This is a genomic window from Hymenobacter agri, assembly GCF_054778495.1.
The window spans coordinates 1-1,343 of the sequence record NZ_BAAGZM010000872.1; the positions used below are offsets into that span (position 1 = coordinate 1).

General features: G+C 66.2%; 2 protein-coding genes. One reads left to right on the plus strand and one right to left on the minus strand.

The window, feature by feature from the left end:
* A partial coding sequence (locus ACYVDE_RS22965; protein WP_460503856.1) for a sensor histidine kinase occupies window positions 1-758 on the minus strand: 758 nt, incomplete at its 3' end.
* 229 nt (window positions 759-987) lie between these two features.
* Between ACYVDE_RS22965 and ACYVDE_RS22970 the strand changes: the two genes are divergently transcribed.
* On the plus strand, window positions 988-1,343 hold a 356-nt coding region (locus ACYVDE_RS22970), incomplete at its 3' end, for a hypothetical protein (RefSeq protein WP_460503857.1).

Sequence of the window (1,343 nt, forward strand, 5' to 3'; positions counted from 1 at the left end):
ATGCTGCGGCCGGCGGCTTCGGCCTCGGTGGGCAGCTCGACTTGCACCGGGCAGCGCGGGCCGAGGCGCATTTCCTGCAATTGGGCGTAGCTGCGTAGGTAATCGAGCTCCTCGGCCAGCGGCACCTGGGGGCGGCGGGTGCTTTCGAGCTGGTAGCGCATAAGGCCGGATAAGGCCAGCAGCAGGTCGGGCGTGCGCGGGCTTTGGGTGAGGCTGAGGGCGTAGAGGCTATTGAGGGTGTTGAATAGAAAGTGCGGGTTCACCTGGGCTTCGAGCAGGCGCAATTGCTGCTCCTGAGCCAGTAGTTGGTTGCGCTCGGCCTGCCGCCGCCCGGCCACGGCCCGCCACACAAACAGAAACGGCAGCGCCAGCAGCAGCTGCCCAAAATAATTCAGGCCCGGCATAAACCACGGCGCTTTCGAGGCCAGGTAGTCGGCCCGAAAAAACAGCCACTCCAGGCCCCGCGTGAGACTGTGCAGCGCCGCCACCACCCCCAGCAGCGCCCCCAGATAGGCCAGAAACCGGCCTTTATCAAACAGCCGGGGCACCAGCACCAAATGGTTGATGTACACGCCGCCCATCCAGGCCAGCAGCCCGATGGCCAGACCAGCCAGCGCCGGCCAATTGAGGGGGCGGGTTTTCAGGGCTGGGTGCGTGAGCAAGAGCAGCGCCAGCAGCGGCAGCCACGCGAGCCCATCGCGCAGCAGGCGCTTCGGCCAGGTGCGGCGGGCGGCGGCAGAAACGGGCGGGGAAAGCATGGCCTGATGCGGTGGAAAAGTGAGGCCACGAAGGTAGGCCCGCCCTTTCCCGCGCCGCAAACCAACCGGACGAACGTGGTTCGTCAGCCCAAAGCGGGCGATGGACCAGCCGGCCCGGGCGTTGGTCACATAGAATTTAAGGGCCGGGCAATGGGGCGGAGTTTTGCCAGCAGAAATCGCCACCCGGCCTTTCGGCTTATCTTCCGCAACCCACTTTCCAATTTTTCTCATGAAAACCGCCTTCCTCTGCACCGCCGCTTCCCTCCTGCTGGCTTCGGCCGCCGCCGCCCAAACGACCTCCGTGGCCGGCCTCTGGCAGGGCAGTCTCAAGCCCGCCCCCAATGCCGAGCTCAAAGCCTTCTTCGAGTTGCAGGGCGCAGCCCCGGCCCTTACCGGCACCATGAGTGTGCCCCAGCAAAGCGGCAAAGCCATTGCGCTCAGCAGCGTAGTAGTGCGCCACGACAGCCTGCTACTGGCCGTCGAGGCCCTGCACGGCCGCTTTGCCGGTAAGCTTTCGGCCGACGGGCAGCAGGCTGTCGGCACGTGGTACCAGGGCGGCGCGCAGCTGCCGCTCACCCTGCAGCG